The organism is Hyella patelloides LEGE 07179, assembly GCF_900659865.1.
Classification (GTDB): domain Bacteria; phylum Cyanobacteriota; class Cyanobacteriia; order Cyanobacteriales; family Xenococcaceae; genus Hyella; species Hyella patelloides.
Genome location: NZ_LR213902.1, coordinates 1 through 18,789, shown reverse-complemented (window position 1 = coordinate 18,789; position 18,789 = coordinate 1). Strand labels below are relative to the sequence as shown.

At 37.4% G+C, this 18,789-nt stretch carries 16 protein-coding genes; 12 read left to right on the top strand and 4 right to left on the bottom strand.

Features of this window, described 5'->3' with window-relative positions; genetic code table 11:
- The first annotated feature begins 115 nt into the window (after positions 1-115).
- From H1P_RS19630 to H1P_RS19615, 4 genes are all read left to right on the top strand, one after another.
- Positions 116-2,026: a TonB-dependent siderophore receptor gene (locus H1P_RS19630; RefSeq protein ID WP_144870500.1), complete on the top strand. Its 1,911-nt coding sequence runs from the start codon at positions 116-118 to the stop codon at positions 2,024-2,026.
- Between the two features lie 91 nt (positions 2,027-2,117).
- A complete protein-coding gene (locus H1P_RS19625) occupies positions 2,118-3,068 on the top strand; it encodes an ABC transporter substrate-binding protein (protein ID WP_144870498.1) in 951 nt (316 codons plus the stop codon).
- Between the two features lie 74 nt (positions 3,069-3,142).
- Positions 3,143-3,631 carry an MFS transporter gene (locus tag H1P_RS19620; RefSeq protein WP_246141824.1) on the top strand — a complete coding sequence of 163 codons (489 nt, stop codon included), beginning with the start codon at positions 3,143-3,145 and terminating at the stop codon, positions 3,629-3,631.
- A gap of 74 nt (positions 3,632-3,705) precedes the next feature.
- Complete coding sequence (locus H1P_RS19615; RefSeq protein WP_144870495.1) at positions 3,706-4,227, top strand: P-loop NTPase family protein; 522 nt, start codon at positions 3,706-3,708, stop codon at positions 4,225-4,227.
- A 227-nt stretch (positions 4,228-4,454) separates the two neighbouring features.
- On the opposite strand, the gene H1P_RS19610 is transcribed toward H1P_RS19615, so the two are convergent.
- Both H1P_RS19610 and H1P_RS19605 read right to left on the bottom strand, forming a co-directional pair.
- Positions 4,455-5,108 (bottom strand): response regulator, encoded by a 654-nt coding sequence (locus H1P_RS19610; RefSeq protein WP_144870493.1) that lies wholly within the window; start codon positions 5,106-5,108, stop codon positions 4,455-4,457.
- A gap of 57 nt (positions 5,109-5,165) precedes the next feature.
- Positions 5,166-6,458 (bottom strand): sensor histidine kinase, encoded by a 1,293-nt coding sequence (locus H1P_RS19605; protein WP_144870491.1) that lies wholly within the window; start codon positions 6,456-6,458, stop codon positions 5,166-5,168.
- A 519-nt stretch (positions 6,459-6,977) separates the two neighbouring features.
- Here H1P_RS19605 and H1P_RS19600 point away from each other — a divergent pair.
- The 4 genes from H1P_RS19600 to H1P_RS19585 all read left to right on the top strand — a co-directional run bounded on the left by H1P_RS19600 (position 6,978) and on the right by H1P_RS19585 (position 12,330).
- Positions 6,978-7,571 (top strand): hypothetical protein, encoded by a 594-nt coding sequence (locus H1P_RS19600; RefSeq protein ID WP_144870489.1) that lies wholly within the window; start codon positions 6,978-6,980, stop codon positions 7,569-7,571.
- Positions 7,572-7,731: 160 nt separating this feature from the next.
- Positions 7,732-9,351: a cyclic peptide export ABC transporter gene (locus H1P_RS19595; protein WP_144870487.1), complete on the top strand. Its 1,620-nt coding sequence runs from the start codon at positions 7,732-7,734 to the stop codon at positions 9,349-9,351.
- A gap of 282 nt (positions 9,352-9,633) precedes the next feature.
- The gene (locus H1P_RS19590; RefSeq protein WP_144870485.1) at positions 9,634-10,977 is read left to right on the top strand and encodes an efflux RND transporter periplasmic adaptor subunit; all 1,344 of its coding nucleotides are present in this window, start codon (positions 9,634-9,636) and stop codon (positions 10,975-10,977) included.
- A 147-nt stretch (positions 10,978-11,124) separates the two neighbouring features.
- A complete protein-coding gene (locus tag H1P_RS19585) occupies positions 11,125-12,330 on the top strand; it encodes an ABC transporter permease (protein WP_144870483.1) in 1,206 nt (401 codons plus the stop codon).
- A gap of 9 nt (positions 12,331-12,339) precedes the next feature.
- Here H1P_RS19585 and H1P_RS19580 read toward each other — a convergent pair whose 3' ends face one another.
- Positions 12,340-12,849, bottom strand: a complete 510-nt coding sequence (locus H1P_RS19580; protein WP_144870481.1) for a DUF6653 family protein — start codon at positions 12,847-12,849, stop codon at positions 12,340-12,342.
- A 132-nt stretch (positions 12,850-12,981) separates the two neighbouring features.
- Between H1P_RS19580 and H1P_RS19575 the strand changes: the two genes are divergently transcribed.
- The 3 genes from H1P_RS19575 to H1P_RS19565 all read left to right on the top strand — a co-directional run bounded on the left by H1P_RS19575 (position 12,982) and on the right by H1P_RS19565 (position 15,983).
- Positions 12,982-13,836, top strand: coding sequence for an ABC transporter six-transmembrane domain-containing protein (locus tag H1P_RS19575; RefSeq protein ID WP_144870479.1), 855 nt, complete (start codon positions 12,982-12,984; stop codon positions 13,834-13,836).
- 27 nt (positions 13,837-13,863) lie between these two features.
- Positions 13,864-15,498 carry an alpha/beta hydrolase gene (locus H1P_RS19570; protein WP_144870477.1) on the top strand — a complete coding sequence of 545 codons (1,635 nt, stop codon included), beginning with the start codon at positions 13,864-13,866 and terminating at the stop codon, positions 15,496-15,498.
- Between the two features lie 131 nt (positions 15,499-15,629).
- A complete protein-coding gene (locus H1P_RS19565; protein ID WP_144870476.1) occupies positions 15,630-15,983 on the top strand; it encodes an NAD(P)-binding domain-containing protein in 354 nt (117 codons plus the stop codon).
- 13 nt (positions 15,984-15,996) lie between these two features.
- Here H1P_RS19565 and H1P_RS19560 read toward each other — a convergent pair whose 3' ends face one another.
- Positions 15,997-16,578 carry an HNH endonuclease signature motif containing protein gene (locus H1P_RS19560; RefSeq protein ID WP_144870474.1) on the bottom strand — a complete coding sequence of 194 codons (582 nt, stop codon included), beginning with the start codon at positions 16,576-16,578 and terminating at the stop codon, positions 15,997-15,999.
- 825 nt (positions 16,579-17,403) lie between these two features.
- Here H1P_RS19560 and H1P_RS19555 point away from each other — a divergent pair.
- Positions 17,404-18,588: an NAD(P)H-quinone oxidoreductase subunit H gene (locus H1P_RS19555; protein WP_144870472.1), complete on the top strand. Its 1,185-nt coding sequence runs from the start codon at positions 17,404-17,406 to the stop codon at positions 18,586-18,588.
- Positions 18,589-18,789: the final 201 nt, after the last annotated feature.

Here is an 18,789-nt window from a genome sequence, read left to right as displayed (position 1 = left end):
GCTCGTTCTGAAATCGTTCCTTTCAATAATATAGCTCTCTCTATTCATTGAATTTCAATAACAGCATACACTTTAGCTATTTTATTTCCCTAATCATTTTTGATTTAAGCGAACCGTGAGTCAAGAAGTACCCCAATCGATTCAAATTATTCCCCAAGAGACTCTCGAACAGCGCGAGGTTAATAACTTTACCGAAGCCCTTAGAAACGTCCCTGGTATTGTTTTTGGCGGGGACACAACTAACTTTAACGCACCTAATATTCGCGGTTTTAGGGCTGATTACCGTCGTAATGGTTTAAGAGCAGATATTTTTGGTTTTGGTGGCGAACAGACTGCGAATATAGAGCGTTTGGAAATTCTCAAAGGACCAGCTTCAGTGCTATACGGTCAGGGATCGTTTGGTGGAACGGTCAATCTAATTACCAAGCAACCCACAGACGAACCCTTTTATAAAGTTGATGCAGCTATTGGCAATTTCGATCTCTATCGGGGAGCGGTGGAGCTATCAGGACCTCTTAATGAAAGTAAAAGCCTCAAATATCGCTTGAACCTAGCCTTGGAAACAGAAGAAAGCTTTGTTGATTTTCTCGATCGCGATCGCTTTTTGATTGCTCCAGTATTATCGTGGCAAATTGGCAAAAATACCGATATTACTTTTGAAGCCGAATACAGTACCCTTGACTTCGATACTTATAATGGCTTACCAGCTAGAGGTACGATTTTAGACAATATTAACGGCGAGATAGATCGCGATCGCTTTGTCAACGATCCAGATTTAGATAGAGAGAGGGATGCGATAACTGTAAGTTACGATTTAGAACATCGTTTTAGCGACAATTGGCGGATTCGCAATGCCTTTCAATTTGGTTATGCCAGAGGACCAGGTGATTTCTTATTTCCGACTAATTTGCAAGAAGACGATCGTACTTTAGAATTAAGTTTGAGTAGTAGTGATAAGTTTGATACTTACTCTTATCTTCTCGATACTTATGTGGTGGGCAACTTTAATACGGGTAGTATCAAACATGAATTGCTTGTAGGTGTTGAACTATCTCGAGCCGAGCAGTATAGTACTTTTACTATTGGCGAGGTTACTCCCTTAGATTTGTTTGCTCCCAATTATGACAATCTTGTTTCGCAGCCAAATCCAGATCTTTTTCAAGAAGAAACAATCGACCAAACTCTAGGGATTTATCTACAAGATAAGATCGAATTTACCGATAGCTTAATTCTGTTAGCGGGAGGACGTTTTGATATTGTCAATACAAATAGTAAAAATTTAGTTGACGATACGAGTGATTTTCAACAAGAGGAAGAATTCAGTCCCCGTGTTGGTATTGTCTATAAAGTCATTCCTGAAGTATCTCTTTATGCCAGCTACAGTCGTTCCTTTGTGCCAAATTTCGGCAACAGAACTGAAGATGGAGAAATATTCGAGCCTCGAAGGGGAACTCAATACGAAATTGGCGCGAAAGCCGAGATTGCTCGTAAATTATCGGTAACTCTGGCGTATTTCGATACCACGATTGAAAATGTACCAACATCCGATCCAAATAATATCGTCTTCGACGTAGTAACAGGAGAACAAAATAGTAAAGGAGTAGAACTGTTCGTTTCAGGAGAAATATTGCCAGGATGGAATGTAATTGGCGGTTATACCTATAACGATGCCACCATTACCGAAGATAATGTTTTTGAAGAAGGTAATCGAATTAATAACGTTCCCGAACACGCCGTAAGTCTTTTTACTAGCTACGAACTTCAGCAGGGAAGCCTTAAAGGATTGGGCGGTAGTTTGGGAATTTATTTTGTAGGCGATCGCGCTGGGGATTTAGACAATACTTTTGAAGCACCAAGCTATACTCGCACCGATGCTTCAATTTTCTACAACCGTGATAAGCTTCGTGCAGCCCTCAATTTCCGCAATCTGTTTGACATTGAATATTTTGAAAATGCTCAAAATGATTTGCGCGTCAGATACGGTGCGCCTTTTACCGTGATTGGTTCGCTGTCTTATGAGTTTTAAAACCGCGAAGCGGTTAGCTATAAGCTCTAAGTCTTAAGCCATAAGCTTTCTCTTGCTCTTCTGCCACTCCACTCTTCTGTTTCAGTACAAGATGTCATCTAAAATACTCAAACTCAAGCCTTTTGTCATCGCACTGTTATCAACGATAGTAATTGTGGCTTGTCAAAACGATCCCATTCGTCAGCCAACTAATTCACAATTAGCTGATTGTCGCACAGTTCAGCACGTTATGGGTGAAGTTTGCGTCCCTGAAACACTACAACGTTTGGTTAGCTTAGATAATGTTACCTTGGCAGATGCTTTAACTGTTGGAGTTTCTGCTGTTGGTTCTAGCTTGTTCGGTCAGTTACCAGACTACTTAACAGAGAAAATCGAGAGTATGGAGCTTTTAGGTGCTAGCGAACGACCTAATTTAGAAAAAATGGTTCGGCTTAACCCCGATCTGATAATGGGAATTGATTCGTATGTTGAATCTATTTTCCCGCAATTATCTCAAATTGCGCCTACCGCTTTAGGTAAGTGGAACGGCTATCCTAGTTGGCGCGAACATTTTAATTTTGTGGCTCGTGTATTGGCTAAAGAGTCTGAAGCTAAAGTGGTTTGGGATAACTACGATCGCCGTATAGAAGAAATTAAAGCAGCTTTAGGCGATCGCTTACAAGACGTAAAAGTGTCTGTCGCTTATGCTTGCTGCGGTGGGATTTCAGTTGATACGGAAAGCTCATTTTCAGGAAGTATTCTGGCAGACATTGGCATCAATCGCCCCAAAAGCCAAGCTGCGGTAGATAGAGGTATGTACGTATTGTCAGAGGAACGCATCTCCGACCTTGATGCCGATATTTTGTTTTTAATTGTCTATGAAGATGAAGAGTCTCAACAGGGACTAGCTAATTGGCAACAAAAACCACTTTGGAATCAACTAAAGGTCGTACAAAACAAACAAGTGTACCTAGTAAACTCAGACGTTTGGCGGGGTGGGAATCCCATTGCAGCTAACTTACTGATTGACGATCTTTATAAATATTTCGTCGAACAATCTTAGAGGAGCATAGCTCCTAGCTTTAAGCTGTAAGCTATAAGCCATAAGCGCAGAGCCTCCCTTCATCATTTAAAAGAGTGCGTAAATTCATCCTCATCTGGGGAGGTACAAAAAGTCGTGTTAATGGAATGCTGTTAGGATTTATGGGTGCTGGAGTAGCAAAAACTATCTTTGGATTAGGTCAAAGTTTGACTCTCTGGCTACCCGCTCAATTTTGTTCTTCCCTTAACTTTCCCTTGATGGGTAGTTCGGAAACAGCATTGTGGATGGAAGCTGTTCCCCCAGAACTTCAAGGACGAGTATTTGCTGCTGATGAGTTGGTTGTCAAGTTAGTTAGCGCGATCGCCACTTTAATGGCGGGAGTATTAAGCGATCGCTTTCTCGAACCAGCAATGCAGTCACCGACTATTTTAAATTCCCTGTTTGCTCCTATATTTGGTAATAGTGCTGGTGCGGGTATGGCATTGTTATATGTTGTATGTGCGATCGCTATGCTTTCTATTGGTGCAGTTGGTTTTAAATTATCCCAACTACGTCAGATTGAGAATACCGTGTCTAAGCTTTGATACTCCCTTACATTCTTGTTAAGATTTTTTGAGATAAAAATGAATTATCGGACAATTCCTGAAGAAATTAGGTTATGAAGAAAGTAGCTGTGTTTGGCAACGCTGGAGGAGGTAAATCAAGGCTTAGTAAAAAACTGGCAGAGATTACCAATTTACCGCTTCATGTTCTGGACAAGATTAAGTATCAGGCTGGAGGACAAGAAGTTCCTTATCAAGACTATCAAAGAATTCACGCCCAAATACTAAAATCAGATAAATGGATTATTGATGGATACGGATGTCCTGAAACTTTGTGGTCAAGACTTAACGCAGCAGATACCTTAGTCTATATCGATCTACCCTTATACAGACATTTCATTTGGGTCACTAAACGGTTCATAGGTGGATTGTTTAAAAACCCAGAAGGTTGGCCAGAAAATAGCCCTATCTTAAAGAGTAGTATCACCAGTTATCAGGTGCTTCTAGCTTGTCACAAATATTTAACTCCTAGGTATCGTGAGTATGTGAGCAACCAAAGTGTAACTAAAAACGTTTACCATCTGAAATCTACGAAAGATATTTCACAATTTCTTGCAGACATTAAAAACTTACTTTGAATTTTGGGCTTTGCCTCATGGTGGTATGAAAAGCGCAAAATTTTACTTTTTCATTAATATTCAAGAGGCTTAAAGCTTAGAGCTTAGAGCTTAGAGCTACGAACAGTATTACTATCGGTTTCATACCTTAAATCAGCAACGCCGAATTTTGAATTGTATCGACTACTGAATTACCTTTTTTGCTGATAATTATGTCATAGTTTTAATTACGACACAAATCAAGTAAATTAATTTAATTTGCTGGCTAAAAGAGCAGCTTGAGTGCGATCGCGTAAGTTTAACTTACTCAAGATGCTGGTAACGTGATTTTTAACTGTTTTCTCAGAAATATAGAGTTTTATGGCAATTTCTCGATTACTTGCTCCTTTAGCAATTAAATTTAGCACTTCTCTCTCTCTGATAGAAAGTTCAGCTAGTTGACTGGGAATAACGGGAGTTGTGGTTTTTGCTTGAGATGGTTTATGTAACATTTTCTCTAATAAACCAGACCCCATATAAGTATGACCTTTGCTGACAGCACGAATAGCCATTGCTAAGTCTTCTGGGGGACTATCTTTGAGTAAATAACCTTTTGCACCATAGTTCATCGCTTGCGAGATATACTCATCATCATCAAAGGTAGTGAGAATTAAAATTTTTATTCCAGGATAATCCTGAATTAGTTGTTTAGTAGTCGCTACACCATCCATAATTGGCATCCGTACATCTAATAAAATGACATCTGGTATTTGCGATTCTTGTTCGAGAAAGGCGATCTTTTCTAGTGCTTTTTCCCCATTTTCGGCATCTCCTACCACTGTTAAATCTGATTGAATTTCCAACAGACTTTTAAGTCCATGTCTGATAATAGTTTGGTCGTCAACAATTAATAAACGAATCATAATATTAATATTTAGGAGTCATTAAGTCGCCGAGTTAGTAGATTTGTCAATTGTTAATTATTTGCTGTTAATTAATAATAATGTTTGATAAGGAATGGTAATCGTAATGTTGCAACCCTGCTTTAAATCGCTAGCTATTTTGATATTTCCCTTTAAAGCAGTAACTCTTTCTTGCATTCCTTGAAGTCCAAACCCAGTAGTATTTTGTTCGGGATAAAAACCTTTGCCATTATCTTCAATTAATAAATAGAGATGTTCGGGAAAAGTTTGCAACTCTACAATCACTGCTGTAGCTTCGCTATGCTTGGCAATATTAGTTAGAGCTTCCTGCAAAATACGATAGACAGTTAATTTAGTTTCTTCTGCCAGAGAATAAGTTAAGTTGATGTTGTAATGAGGAACAATACCAGTTCTGCTGGAAAATTCTTGAAATAGTTCAGAGATCGCCGTTTTTAAGCTTTTTTCCGCTAAAGGATCGGCGCGGAGAGTAGAAACGGAATAACGAATCTCTTTAAGGGCGGTTGCCACTAATTCTTTGGCTTCAGTCAAAAACTGATAAGCTTTAGTCGGCTCGGAATTCCAAAAAGCGATCGCATTATTTAACTGTATAGTTTGGGCGGTTAAAACATGACCAACTGAATCATGTATTTCACGAGCGATCCGATTTCTTTCATGTACTGTGGCTCGATCTTCAGCCTTGAGAGCGTATTGACGTAATTGTTCGCGAGCAATGGCTAGTTGTTGCTGACTTTTATATTCTCGAAGTAGAACATGAACTAACACCCAAAATATGATGATGCACAAAGCATACAAAATTAGATTACTGATCGCTCCTACAATAATTAGCCATTGATAATCATCAAAGGTAACAGTCTGATATCGAGATATAGTAGCTTGAAATTCTGAAAAACTATCGAAAAATGTTAAAGATGGGATGAAAGACAAAAATAATAAAATATTTGCTAGCCAGCATTGCCTTTGTTTAAATATCAAACCGTTACGGATCACAACAATTAAATAGGAAAACAGAGATAAAAAATCATATTGATTTGATGAAATAACTGGTAGCCAAATTAATGTTATCTGTGTACTGAAATAAAGCCATTTGTGGAAATTCTTCTTTTTAGGCAACTTCAACCCCATCGCACCTAATAAGAGCATACACAGAAGAGATAAAGTAAACTTTAGTGCAACCGATAGATTGGGATTGCTATATTCTGCTCCTATGTAATTAGAAGGCAGTTCTACTAAAAGTGCCGAGCCTAATAAAATCCATTCTAACCAGAGAAATAAACCAAAAGGATAGGTTTTTAGTTGCTTAAGACGAGAAAACATTTTTGTATTTAACATTCATCATTAAATATCGATCATAAGTGAGTACTTTTCTGATTCACCAGAGTCTTAATTCTTAATTTTTATTCAATACTATAGGACTTTAGTCCTATTTTGAGATTCCTACTTTATTCCTATCAGGAATAGGACTTATGCTTCATGTGTTCAAATCTCAGAAAACTATAGGATTTTAGGGACAAAAATCATTGATTACTAAACGACATGAAAGAGCTTATTAACAGCACACAAAACTTATCCTTATTGCTACTGTGGTTGTTTATTAGTTTTTGTTTGATTTTATGGCTTTATCGCTTTATTCATCAAATGCTAGTGACTCGTCTGTCCCAAAATTTAGCCATTAACTTTAGATTCTTTAGATAACAAAATGGCTCTTACCTCTCATAGTAGTCTTATCCACAATTTTTATTTCTTACGCTAGTCTTAAAGTACTAGTCATTCTGATAATTTTTGTTTATAGAGATTTTCTTACTGTATTAAGTATGAGATTTGCCAAAATACTATCTTAAAAAATAAACCATGAAGACGTTGTTTGCTGGTTCATTATGTTGCTTGGTTGCTACTGGCAATTTAGGACTCGCCAATATTTTAACTGAAGTCAAATCTCGTCAAGTTGTTGATTGTGAAGTAGCCCTAGAAAAACAACAGAGTAGTCTTGCGCTGGAATTTAGTGATTTTGACCAAACTCCTAATCAAGGATGGCGATTCCTTTCAGCAATGCAATGTTACTCTGAAGCTGCGGAACTGATTGTGAATTATCTCAATACTCAGACCACACTTGAAAACCAAGATCGCGAAATTCTCTCGTTTCATGCTGGACAGATGTTTGCCTTTGATAATAACGAGCTATCAGCGATCGCTTTTTTCAAGCAATCTTTCTCTGCGATCCAAGATTTACCTCCAGAGTATCAAATATACCCAGATGCCTGGAATGCCTATATTAATGCCACGATAGCTTTTATCGAGCAAGATCGAAAAGCACTGGAAGCGTATCGCACTGTAGTCGCGAAAGGGCCTAAATTAGACGGCAAAATCATGAACTTGGACGTAGTAAATCGTCTCTTAGCAAATTTTGGTAAGTCATACCATGAAGCTTACTATGGCGAGAGCTAATATTGCCATATTTAATGGGTTAATCCAAATAATTATTAAGTTATTGCTGAAGAGCGATCGCAGGTTGACGCATGACGAGCGAGCCGATTTCTTTCATGTACTTTATGTCGCCCGCTCTTCAGCTTTGATAGCGTATTGACGTTAAAACGACAAAGACAATATGGAAATTATTCGTCTACTATTACAAAATTCTCGGAAAAACTTATTCATAGCAGTAATATCTAGTTTTATTAGTGGTGCAAGTAGTGCGGGTGTTATAGCCTTAATCAATTATGCGATCGCTAATTTAGCAGATTTACCTGCTTGGCTATTATGGTCATTTATTGGTCTTTGTTTAATATTATGGATATTCCGTTTTATTAGCTGGGTGTTGATTACTCGTTTATCCCAAGAGATGATTTATAATCTGCGTTTGGAAATGACTCAACGTATTTTAAATTGTCCTTTACAGCATTTAGAAACGATAGGCGCACCTAAATTACTCGCCACCTTAACAGGAGATATTAATGCGATTGCTTCTGCTTCAATTCAAATCTCACTAGTGATTGTTAATTGTGCAGTTTTGTTAGGAATCTTTGCTTATTTATGTTGGTTGTCTCCTCTATTATTTGCGATCGTATTTAATAGCATTGTTATGGGATTTACGCTTTATACTTTTTTGCAAGAAAAAGGGATTAAAGAGTTTGAAAAAGTTCGTAAAGTTCAAGATATTTTATTTGGGCATTTTCGTTCAGTTACCGAAGGAACAAAAGAATTAAAATTACATCGCCTCAGAAGAATTGCTTTTATTGAAGAAGAATTAAAACTTAGTGCTACTCAAGCAAGACATTATTTTGTTAAGGGAGTAACTGCTTTTGCTTTTGCTGGTTCTTTGGGAACAATCTTATTCTTTGTTCCTATTGGTTTAATTTTATTTGTTTTACCGAAATTAACTACAGTTTCTACCGCACTTCTATCTAGTTATGCTTTGGCTGTTTTATATATTATTAATCCTATAAGTGAAATTGCCTCTTCTTTACCTCAAATAGCTCAAGCTAATGTCTCTTTAAATAAGATTGAAACTTTGGGTTTATCTTTAACCGCACCAGTTACAGAGACTGCTCTGACCGTTGGTCAAGATCAATTTTATTCTGACTGGGCAAATATAGAGTTAGTAGATATTAACCATGCCTATCATGGAGATAATGACGAACATCAATTCACTTTAGATAAGATTAATCTTAAATTTCAGCCAGGAGAAATTACATTTATTGTTGGTGGTAATGGTAGCGGTAAATCAACTTTAGTTAAACTTATTACTGGTTTATATATTCCCGATTGCGGTAAGATTTTATTCGATCGTGTTTCCGTAACTGATGATAACCGTGAATTGTATCGTCAACATTTTTCGGTAGTATTTTCTGACTTTTATTTATTCGATCGCTTAATAGGAATAGATGCCAGTCAGCAATCAGAAATACACCAATATTTGAGCCAACTAGAAATCGACCATAAGGTAACAATCACTAATGGCATTTTATCCACAACTAATTTATCTCAGGGACAGCGTAAACGTCTGGCGTTACTAACTGCATATTTAGAAGATCGTCCTATTTATGTCTTTGATGAATGGGCATCAGATCAAGACCCTGTATTTAAAGAAGTATTTTATAAAAAACTACTCCCAGAATTAAAAAATAGAGGTAAAACTGTCATTGCTGTAAGTCATGATGACTTTTATTTTTCAGAATGCGATCGTCTGATTAAATTAGATTATGGGCGAGTAGTTACAACAAAATAGAATGACTTGTTCTTTTATGTTGGGCGTTGCTGATTTAAGGTATGAAACCGATAGTAATACTGTTCGGAGCTTTAAGCCTCTTGAATATTAATAAAAAAGTAGAATGTTGCAATCACTATAATTAATCGGTTTTCAATTCTCCATTTATAAATAGTTCCAAAGTCCTATTAAAATTAGGAAAAAAGCATCATGTGCTTTATGGTAATTAGTTTTTAAATTAGAGATTAGGAACAAATCAGTCACACCATTACTCGTTTGTAATTATTCATTATTCATTTCCCTATGAAATCACTATCTTTAAAAAAAACCAAGATCCTTATTCCCTGGATCGGAGGTTTAGTTTTAGTGGGAATAGGAACGATCGCAACTCTAGATTATCTAGAAACAAAAGATAACAATGCAGAGGAATTAATTACTAGTCAAACTGTATTGGTTAAATCCCAAGATTTAGCCGTGCAGATTCAAGCTAATGGTACGGTACAAGCTTTACGTACTACTAATTTGAGTCCCGAAGCACCTGGAAGAATTGTCGAATTATACATCCGAGAGGGCGATCGCATCGAGCGAGGACAGGTGATTGCGCTGATGGAAAGCGATCGCTTACAGGCACAGATCGATCGATACAAGGCTGCGTTACAGAAGGCACAAGCTAACTTAGCTCGAATCATAGCAGGAAATCGTCCAGAATTTATTGCAGCAGCCGAGGCTAGGGTAAAAACGGCACAAGCCAATGTAGCAGTAGCTCAAACAAGATTGCAACGTACCCAAGAAGAAACACAACGTAACCAGTTATTAGTCGAGCAAGGTGCTATTTCTCGTAATGCTTTTAATGATTTTGCAACGAAAGAAGCCGAAGCTCAAGCCAGTTTAGAAGCAGAATTGGCTAGACTCGCCGAACAACAGGAAAATTTAGCCGAAGCTCAACAGGGTTCGCGTTTAGAAGAAATTGCTCAAGCCGAAGCCGAAGTAGCCGAAGCTCAAGCCGAATTAGCATCCATTCAAATTCAACTGGATAAAACCACTGTGCGCGCACCTTTTGGGGGAATTATTACCCGTCGCTATGCCGAAGCAGGAGATTATGTAGACTCCACTACCGCAGCTTCGGAAACAGAAGGCGCAACCTCTACTTCTATTGGCGAACTTTCTAGCGGTTTGGAAATTGAAGCCAAAATACCTGAAGCGAGTATTGCTCAAATTAAACTCGGTCAACCTGTGGATATTAAAGTTGATGCTTACAGTCAAGAAACCTTTAAAGGAGAAGTGCGCTTAATTGCACCCAGAGCTATTAAAGAAGAGAATGTTACTTCTTTTCGTGTCAAAGTTGCTTTAAAAACAGGACAGGAAAAACTAAAATCGGGCATGAATACTAGACTTACTTTTACCGATGAGCTAATTCAAGATACCCTTACTATCCCTTTGGCTACGGTGGTAACAAAACCTAATGGTGAGACAGGAGTATATGTTGCTGATAGTCAAGGGAAAGCTCAATTTCAAGCCATTAAATTAGGTACAGCTAGTGGCGATCGCACTCAGGTGTTATCAGGCTTAACCCAAGGCGATCGCGTTTTTACCTCTCCTCCCCCTGACGTTACTATCGAAGGCGTTGATACAGTTAATTTTGACTAGAACTCTTGAACTATTCCGTTACTGGATTGTAAATAGCCAAGAGGTAACAAGTTATTTGAGTTTGATTCATTATAGTTGATTTGAACTATACCGTTACTGGAATATTAAAAACAAGCTTTTCCGACTCCCTATTCCCTAGATAAAACCATGAAATTTCGAGAAAGTATTGATATGGCGGTTAAAACCTTAACTGCTAATAAATTCCGTAGTGCTTTAACTATGTTGGGTATCGTTATTGGTAACGCTTCGGTAATCGCGGTAGTAGCGATTGGACAGGGCGCAAAACAGTTTACTCAACAGCAATTAGAAGCTTTTGGCCCTAATCAGCTAACAATTTATGCTTCTGATGGGAATAACCCAGGATTGAGTAATGAAGCAGCAGAAATAGTTTTATCTGATGTTACTGCTATTACCGAACAAGCGGTCGCCGTCAAAGAAGTTGCACCACAAATTAGCAGTAATTATCGTTTATCTTATCAGGGGCGTTTTTTAAGTGCAGATGTGATGGGAACAACCCCAGGTATCTTGTATGTGCGTAATCTGAGTATGCAGCAGGGGAATTTCTTTTCTAATATTGATGAGAGACAGAATACCCAAGTAGCAGTTTTAGGTTCAGCGATCGCCGATAAGTTATTTAATAACCAAAACCCTGTGGGTAAGACTTTACAAATTAATGGCTTGAGTTTCCAGGTAATTGGCTTATTAAAAACCAAGGGTGCATCATTGGGGGTTAACCCCGACGAGACAGTATATGTCCCCATCACTACTATGGCGCAACAGTTAACAGGAAAGAAAAGTCCTAATGGTATTCCCATTGATTATTTAGAACTCTCGGCACAGGATAAAGAAAGTATTCGCGCTGCTGCGTTTCAAGTCACCAATATTTTGACGCGCAGACATGGTAAAAAAGACTTTAATGTTTTTGCTAATAAATCACTTCAAGACTTAATGGCTAACATTACAGGTACATTAGGTTTAGTCTTAATTGCGATCGCAGGTATTTCTCTGTTAGTAGGGGGAATTGGCATTATGAATATTATGCTGGTTTCGGTCAAAGAACGCACTAAAGAAATTGGTTTACGCAAAGCTATTGGTGCAACGGAGGAAGCGATTTTAAGCCAATTTTTAATTGAATCAATTATTGTTTCTATTGTCGGTGGTGCGATCGGTACTGGTATTGGTGTTAGTGGTATTTTAATTATTGGTGTGCTTACTCCTATGCCTGCTTTAATCCCCGCAGGAGCAATTATCTTAGCGACAGGAGTTTCAGGGACTATTGGTTTGGTTTTCGGTGTAGTTCCCGCACGACAAGCTGCACAACTCGATCCTATTGTTGCATTGAGGGGAATGTAATAAAAGCTTCTAATACAGCCAGCTTTGATATTCTGCGTTTACATCTTTCATATCGTTGTATAGCCACACCATGCGATCTACGAACCATAATTTTCCCAAGGTTACTAGAGTAAATCCTAATACCGTTAACCAAATATTTAGTACAACCAATCCCACGATGACTAAAATTCCCCCAATAGCAGCAACTGCGCTAAGAATATTCGGTACGTGCTGATGATAGGTTGGAACAGGAATAAGATCGCGATTTAACCAAACTCTTTCACCAAGAACACCTTGAGATATCCAATGTTTTGTCGAACTTGGTTGAGGAAAAATGCGGGGATTTAACCACGCCCAAAATATTGCCAGAGCGATCGGAATCAAGGATAGCCAACCCAACCACACGCGACTCCAAATACTCAGAATAAGTAAAGGCAAAACTGTAGTAAAACGAGTCCAGCCACTCCAAGGATTAGCATGGCATAACCAAGCTTCATCACTCATAGTAAATACTGTTGCGATTTTCCTTTCTAGTGTCATCTTGAACCTCTCCGCCTTTACCGTATTTAAATTGAAAATTAATCAGTAATAGAACTAAGCTTTTACCTCTATATTTTGAATTTTACATTCTGACTATATTATCGAATTATCAAAATTTAACAAGGTCGATTTATGGTTAATAATACTTCGCCAACCCTAAAAAAGTTATTTCAAGCCCATCGTTATCAAATATCTGTTACTTATTTACTAACCTTATTAGAAAATTTATTTCAGCTATTATATCCTTGGGCAATTGGCATTGCTATTAATGGCTTATTGTTAAATAAATATCTGACTTTAACCCCTCTTTTTGTGATTTGGTTTGCACATATTATTACAGGAATAATACGTCAAGTTTATGATACTCGTATCTTTACTACAATTTATAGTAATTTGGTAACTTCAGTTATTTTAGAGCAGGATAAGCGAGGTGTTGCTACTTCTAAAATTGTTGCTCGCTCCGATCTTTCTCGTGAATTAGTTGATTTCTATGAACGAGATTTCCCTAATATAATTACAACTTTATTTGGGTTTTTCGGGGCCTTGGTAATGTTATTTTTTTACGATCTTTTGATTGGTATCTATTGCACTGCTTTACTCATTCTGCTACTAATAGTCAATATTTTTTATAGTCGCCAATCTCGCTACCTTAATCGTCAACTCAACGATCGCTTGGAACAAGAAGTAGCTATTTTGAGCGATCGCCAAAATAGCAGAATTAGACACCACTATAGTTTGTTGAGAAAATGGCGCATCCGTCTTTCTGATGCGGAAGCCACTAACGGGGGAACGATTGAGTTATTAGGAATGGGTATGGCAATTGTAGTTTTACTTCGTACAGTTAAATTACCAGAAATTAATATTGGCGAAATTTATGCAATTATTTCTTACTTTTTTAACTATCTAGAAAGCTTGGATGAAGTTCCTTTTTTAGTACAACAGTTTAGTCGTATACAAGATATTGGTGAACGAATAATTACTAATTAAAATTTATTTATTTTATTATTTTTAGCTATGAAAAAAAATCTTGGTTTCTATCTATTATTAATGCTAGTTAGCGGTATGTTTTGTCTGTGGCGAACTCCGCCAATTAGAGCAGCCGAAAAAATCTCTTTTCGATATAGTTTATTAGAATTTTCTCTACCCGTTGCTTCTTTAGAAGCCTATGCCAAAACGGGAGAAATAGATCGCTATTTAAGGAGCTATCTTAAATCTGCTAGTCCCCAAGAACTAATTAGATTAAGAGAATTATTAAATTACCAAATAGATATCGGGCAAACTAAAGTTTATCGTTTTTTCAACTCTTCTATTGGTAAAAATATTCTCCAATATTCAGGAAATTTTATTCAAGCTAGTCCGACACAAAATGGATTTTATGGCTTACGTTCGGCTTTTATTCTAGCTGCTGGCGAACCAGATGGCTTGAGTCTACTCAATATTCTACGCCATTTTCCTAGTAAAACCATCTATATTAATGGCGAAGATAGTCTTAATCTTGCCCATACCTTAATTGAAGCCGTTACACAAACGCAAAAAGCGATCGCTGCTATTCAAAATCAAGCCGATCTCGAAATCCAAAGCAAGCCTCAAGTAGATTTTACTCAACAACCAGATATCCGAAAAGCTGGAACATTTACTTGGAAACAAAAAACTATCACCTTTGATGATACCCAAAGAAATCGCTCTTTTAACGCTAGCCTTTATCGCCCTCAAGTAAGTACAAGTAAATCCATTCCCACAATCATTGTATCTCCAGGATTAGGAGCAGATGGCAGCAGTTTTGACTACCTGGGACAACACTTAGCAAGTTATGGCTTTGCCGTAATTATTGTAGACCATCCAGGAAGCGATCGCCTGAGAGTGGAAAACTTTTTTAAAGGAATTAATCGAGAAATAATCGAAGCGGAAGAATTTATTGCTCGTCCTGGTGACATATCTTATATGTTAGATGAGTTGCAACGACGGGAATTAACGAACCCTTCCCCTAACAATCGTTTAAATCTCGAACGAGTAGGAATGATCGGTCATTCTTTGGGTGCATATACCGCCTTGGCATTAGCGGGTGCAGAACTTAATCTTGAGCATTTACAACAATCTTGTCAAGAGGATACAAATGCTCCTGATTACTTGAATTTTTCCTTATTGTTTCAGTGTGTTGCTGCGGAGTTATCTACCACTGAAAATTATCAATTATTTGACCCCAGAATTAAAGCAGTTTTCGCATTAAATCCGATGAATAGTCTCGTTTTTGGGCAACAAGGTTTAAGTAAAATTCAAGTTCCTGTTACTTTTGTCGCAGGTGGTGAAGATGTAGTTACTCCTGCATTATTAGAACAATTCATTCCTTTTACCTGGCTAGAAAGTCCTCATAAATATTTACTATCAATAGACAAAGGAAGCCATACTTACGAGAGCATTAATAACTTTTATTCAACTGGAAATATCAATCGTAGTCAAAACCTTAGTCAAAAATTATCACAAAATTATTTACAAGCAATAACTTTAGCCTTTATGAAAAATTATTTGGTAAAAAATAATGATTATCAGATTTTTTTAAACAGTGGCTATGCTCAGTTTATCAGTCACGATTCTCTAAAACTTAATTTAGTAAACTCTTTGAATGAAGATAAATTCAAAATTGACGAGTAATCGAATATATGCTCAATTTTAGATACGTGTTTCAAGACAGGGTTATAGCGATCGTTATGTAATTAATTTCGCCTAAGTACTTATATTTTTTGCTCGAAGTTGTTTCAAAATTAAAGTTATGACACAAATTAATGGTTTTCAATAATTCATCTCGCCTAACTTATAATTCTCCTCAAGAAACTGTTCAAAATGCTCAAATTGCGATCGCTATAGTAACAGGCGATCGAGCTTCTCGTGAAATCTGGCTTAATCAAACAACAGGAGCAATTAACGGCTTAAAACCTAATACCACCGTGATGGAATTTAGCACTTTAACCCCCAGTTGGTGTCAAGAATTAGCAAGAGAAATCAACCAACATAACTGCAACTTCCTTGATGCGCCTGTAGTGGGTTCTCGCCCTCAAGCAGAAGCTAGCCAATTAATTTATTTAGTTGGTGGTCAAGCATACATTTTAAATCAGCAACGCCCTAAATTCTGTATCTGAGTGAAAGTAAAAACTATAATTTTTCCAAGTAATTAACCAACGCTTTGGCTGCTTCTAGCCTAGAATCAAACACACCTATATCGAGATCGCCATCTCGAACAGCCCACTTATTTAATAATGCATCCCATTGAATAGAACAAGCTTTAGTATCATTTTGCTGACTCGATTCCCTTCTACTTAATAGATGATACTCTTGACTAACTTCACGCAGATTAGCTATTCTGTTATCCCACGGTATTTTGTTGATGTGAGCTAATTCTGCCTTTGGAGGTACTTTATGATGTAAATACCAGATAAGGTGATGAAGATAGCAATGAGAATTACTTTTAAGAGTCTGAGGCAACAATTCTCCTACTTCATTGGGAATTGCACATCTCACAAAATCGTCACTACTATGATTCCAAGGAAGGTATTTTATCTCATCAGAATATTGAACATCAACAATCAGAGGTTTTCCTCTTCTAGTAATAAAAATAACTGTTTCATTTGTCAAGTCTAGTTGCTCTAATAAACTGGCATATTTAAATCTTTCCACTTCTGTTATGGGTTGGCTTTTTTTATTTCCTTTTTGGTATTCAAGAAAATTAATCTGCATATCAATTGCTACAATGCTACTCTGATAACACTATTGAGGTTTTCCGAAACTGAATTTCATCATCAGTCAAAGTCGCCGTAAGCCTTAACCCTCATAATAACAGGCTAAATCTCTAATAGCGATAAGAGTAATTATCGGAATTAGAAATTATTTCACGCTGATTCAGTTGGTTAGTTGAATCACAGGAAATAGCGATCGTCTCATAGCCTGGCACTGCACGATCGCGATGATTTCCTCTTCAGTCAGCTTAATATTTGACAAAACAAAAATATGTTTTCTTAATCAATATAGAGAACTATTTTGAGTTTCCCAGAAAAGATCGATCGTCAAAAGAAATGACATTTCAACTAATTTGACTACGTACAAAGATGAAGACAAAATCAAGAAAACTCAAAGTTAATGAAACAGAGATTTTATGGTGTGGTAGACAAAAATTCGTTCATCAAAAATGGCATAAAGATACTTGAAAAAATAGGGTATGACGTATTTGAAGATAGATAGACAGTTTCTTCAGAGAAATTAATTTTTTAGCTAAAAGGCGATCGCAATTACCTAAAATAAAGCACTGAACACATTCATCTCACGACACAATTAAGCTTGACACTCACACTGTATTACATAATTTCCCCTAAGTCTCTCAAAAAATTCCGAGAAAGTAACCCAGCGATTATATTAAGCTAAACATAGAAGGCAAATCAGAGAAACTAGATCGAGATCGGGAAAAATACTTTTAATCCTGACTCAGATGCTATTCTGTGACGGGGCGTACAAGCCCCTTACCTAGTAAAAGATAATTATTTAATTTCTTAGAAGAATCCCTGATATATGGCACAGATAGAAACTAGAACCGAACCAATGGTTCTCAACATGGGACCGCAACATCCTTCAATGCATGGGGTACTAAGGCTCATTGTGACTCTTGATGGGGAAGATGTCATTGATTGTGAACCAGTCATTGGCTATCTTCATCGAGGAATGGAAAAAATTGCCGAAAATCGCACCAATGTGATGTATGTTCCCTATGTTAGTCGTTGGGACTATGCAGCAGGGATGTTTAATGAAGCAATTACCGTCAATGCTCCAGAAAAATTAGCAGGGATTGAAGTTCCTAAACGCGCCCAGTATATTCGGGTAATTATGTTGGAATTAAATCGCATTGCTAATCATTTATTGTGGTTAGGACCCTTTTTGGCTGATGTCGGCGCACAGACTCCCTTCTTTTATATCTTCCGCGAACGCGAACTAATTTACGATCTTTGGGAAGCTGCTACAGGACAAAGATTAATTAACAATAACTATTTTCGTATTGGTGGCGTAGCAGTAGATTTACCCTACGGTTGGTTAGAAAAGTGCGAAGATTTTTGCGACCATTTCGATCCTAAAGTGGATGAGTATGAAAAACTAATCACCAATAACCCTATTTTCCGTCGTCGTGTAGAAGGCATTGGTACAATTACCCGTGAAGAAGCAATTAACTGGGGTCTTTCTGGCCCGATGTTACGAGGCTCTGGGGTAAAATGGGATTTACGTAAAGTAGATCATTACGAATGCTACGATGATTTTGATTGGGATATTCAGTGGGAAACCGTAGGAGATTGTTTCGCTCGTTACATAGTAAGAATTAGAGAAATGCGGGAGTCAGTTAAGATTCTTCGTCAAGCACTTAAAGGAATTCCTGGGGGTGCTTATGAAAATCTCGAAGCCAAACGCATGGCGGAAGGACGTAAATCTCAATGGAATGATTTTGATTACCAGTATATAGCGAAAAAAGTTGCCCCTACTTTTAAAATTCCTGAAGGAGAACATTATGTCCGTATGGAAACTGGTAAAGGAGAACTAGGCATCTTTATCGTGGGTAATGATAATGTCTTCCCTTGGCGATGGAAAATCCGCGCCCCTGATTTTAATAATTTACAGATTCTACCTTATCTGCTTAAAGGAGTAAAAGTAGCTGATATTATGGCTATTTTGGGTAGCATTGATGTCATTATGGGTTCTGTCGATCGTTAAAGCGATCGACACTATTGAATTTTGATTGTAGGGATGTGCATTGTGGTGCGTCCCTACATTTTTTGGTTTATTAACGGGACTTAAACAATTCTGACAATAAAAACAAGATATAATGCCTTAAATAACTGAGTTGAGCATTACTCTATAAGGCGATCGCTATCATGAGAGAAACTACTCCCGCAGCTATGCCTCCCTGTTTCG

What these genes read in the sequence shown, in the direction of transcription:
- H1P_RS19625 (WP_144870498.1), top strand. Translation starts at nt 2,118, where the DNA reads ATGTCATCTAAAATACTCAAACTCAAGCCTTTTGTCATCGCACTGTTA.
- H1P_RS19615 (WP_144870495.1), top strand. Translation starts at nt 3,706, where the DNA reads ATGAAGAAAGTAGCTGTGTTTGGCAACGCTGGAGGAGGTAAATCAAGG.
- H1P_RS19610 (WP_144870493.1), bottom strand. Translation starts at nt 5,108, where the DNA reads ATGATTCGTTTATTAATTGTTGACGACCAAACTATTATCAGACATGGA.
- H1P_RS19605 (WP_144870491.1), bottom strand. Translation starts at nt 6,458, where the DNA reads ATGTTAAATACAAAAATGTTTTCTCGTCTTAAGCAACTAAAAACCTAT.
- H1P_RS19600 (WP_144870489.1), top strand. Translation starts at nt 6,978, where the DNA reads ATGAAGACGTTGTTTGCTGGTTCATTATGTTGCTTGGTTGCTACTGGC.
- H1P_RS19595 (WP_144870487.1), top strand. Translation starts at nt 7,732, where the DNA reads ATGGAAATTATTCGTCTACTATTACAAAATTCTCGGAAAAACTTATTC.
- H1P_RS19590 (WP_144870485.1), top strand. Translation starts at nt 9,634, where the DNA reads ATGAAATCACTATCTTTAAAAAAAACCAAGATCCTTATTCCCTGGATC.
- H1P_RS19585 (WP_144870483.1), top strand. Translation starts at nt 11,125, where the DNA reads ATGAAATTTCGAGAAAGTATTGATATGGCGGTTAAAACCTTAACTGCT.
- H1P_RS19580 (WP_144870481.1), bottom strand. Translation starts at nt 12,849, where the DNA reads ATGACACTAGAAAGGAAAATCGCAACAGTATTTACTATGAGTGATGAA.
- H1P_RS19575 (WP_144870479.1), top strand. Translation starts at nt 12,982, where the DNA reads ATGGTTAATAATACTTCGCCAACCCTAAAAAAGTTATTTCAAGCCCAT.
- H1P_RS19570 (WP_144870477.1), top strand. Translation starts at nt 13,864, where the DNA reads ATGAAAAAAAATCTTGGTTTCTATCTATTATTAATGCTAGTTAGCGGT.
- H1P_RS19565 (WP_144870476.1), top strand. Translation starts at nt 15,630, where the DNA reads ATGGTTTTCAATAATTCATCTCGCCTAACTTATAATTCTCCTCAAGAA.
- H1P_RS19560 (WP_144870474.1), bottom strand. Translation starts at nt 16,578, where the DNA reads ATGCAGATTAATTTTCTTGAATACCAAAAAGGAAATAAAAAAAGCCAA.
- H1P_RS19555 (WP_144870472.1), top strand. Translation starts at nt 17,404, where the DNA reads ATGGCACAGATAGAAACTAGAACCGAACCAATGGTTCTCAACATGGGA.